This is a genomic window from Bartonella saheliensis (assembly GCF_902162175.1).
In genome coordinates, this window is sequence record NZ_LR607314.1 from 1 (window position 1) to 1184 (window position 1184).

The 1184-nt window shown below is 44.3% G+C and carries 1 protein-coding gene; it reads left to right on the plus strand.

The annotated features are described in order from the left end of the window. A complete protein-coding gene (tuf, locus tag FS875_RS09965) occupies nt 1–1176 on the plus strand; it encodes an elongation factor Tu (RefSeq protein ID WP_144756285.1) in 1176 nt (391 codons plus the stop codon). Nucleotides 1177–1184 lie beyond the last annotated feature (8 nt).

Sequence of the window (1184 nt, forward strand, 5' to 3'; positions counted from 1 at the left end):
ATGGCAAAGAGCAAATTTGAACGTACAAAACCGCATGTTAATATAGGAACGATTGGTCACGTTGATCATGGGAAGACGTCGTTGACAGCAGCGATTACGAAATATTTTGGTGAATTTAAAGCCTATGACCAAATTGATGCTGCACCAGAGGAACGTGCTCGTGGAATTACGATTTCTACTGCGCATGTTGAATATGAAACAGAGAAACGCCACTATGCGCATGTTGATTGTCCTGGACACGCGGATTATGTTAAAAACATGATTACAGGGGCAGCGCAGATGGATGGGGCAATTTTGGTTGTTTCTGCAGCTGATGGCCCAATGCCTCAGACCCGTGAGCATATTTTGTTGGCGCGCCAAGTTGGTGTTCCAGCGATTGTTGTTTTCCTCAATAAAGTTGATCAGGTTGATGATGCGGAGCTTTTGGAGCTTGTTGAGCTTGAGGTTCGTGAGTTATTATCAAAGTATGATTTTCCAGGAGATGAAATACCGATAGTGAAAGGCTCTGCGTTGGCAGCGCTTGAAGATAAAGATAAAAGCATTGGAGAAGATGCAGTCCGTCTTTTGATGAGTGAAGTTGATAATTATATCCCCACCCCAGAGCGTCCTGTTGATCAGCCATTTTTGATGCCGATTGAGGATGTTTTCTCCATTTCGGGACGTGGAACAGTTGTTACGGGTCGTGTTGAGCGTGGTGTTATTAAGGTTGGTGAGGAAATAGAAATTATAGGTATTCGTCCGACTTCCAAGACGACAGTTACCGGTGTTGAAATGTTCCGCAAGCTTTTGGATCAAGGTCAAGCAGGCGATAATATTGGAGCGCTGCTTCGTGGTGTTGATCGTGAAGGGATTGAGCGTGGACAGGTTTTGGCGAAGCCTGGTTCTGTTACTCCCCATACGAGATTTAAAGCAGAGGCCTATATTTTAACGAAAGATGAGGGAGGTCGTCATACTCCATTTTTCACGAATTATCGCCCTCAGTTTTATTTTCGTACCACAGATGTAACAGGGATTGTGACGCTTCCAGAAGGTACAGAGATGGTTATGCCTGGTGATAATGTTGCGATGGATGTTTCACTGATTGTTCCTATTGCCATGGAAGAGAAGCTTCGCTTTGCTATTCGTGAAGGTGGTCGTACTGTTGGTGCCGGTATCGTTTCTAAGATCATTGAGTAAATAATGGT

What these genes read in the sequence shown, in the direction of transcription:
- tuf (WP_144756285.1), top strand. Translation starts at nt 1, where the DNA reads ATGGCAAAGAGCAAATTTGAACGTACAAAACCGCATGTTAATATAGGA.